This is a genomic window from Deinococcus pimensis DSM 21231 (assembly GCF_000519345.1).
GTDB classification, from domain to species: domain Bacteria; phylum Deinococcota; class Deinococci; order Deinococcales; family Deinococcaceae; genus Deinococcus_A; species Deinococcus_A pimensis.
This window is the reverse complement of record NZ_KI912621.1, coordinates 795-997: the sequence shown is the minus strand read 5'-3', so window position 1 is coordinate 997 and position 203 is coordinate 795. Positions and strand designations below refer to the sequence as shown.

The following is a 203-nucleotide window of genomic DNA, read 5'->3' as shown; positions in this document are numbered from 1 at the left end:
CGGCGAGGTCGCCCGTGTAGTTCTCGACGTACCAGCCGTTGCGCAGGAACGTGTACCCCACGCCGGAGGCGCGGATGAGCTCCTCGGTCGCGCGGTGGTCGCCCGCGAGCAGGACGGGGGTGGTGTCGGCGTGTAGGAAGCTGGTGTACGCGAGGAGCTTCACGCCCGCCTCTTTTGCCGCCTCCACGACGTGCCGGTGCTGC

1 protein-coding gene is annotated in these 203 nt (G+C 70.0%); it reads right to left on the bottom strand.

Features of this window, described 5'->3' with window-relative positions; genetic code table 11:
* Positions 1 to 203: NAD(P)H-binding protein (locus tag DEIPI_RS27845; protein ID WP_157463416.1), on the bottom strand; the 203-nt coding region annotated here is incomplete at both ends.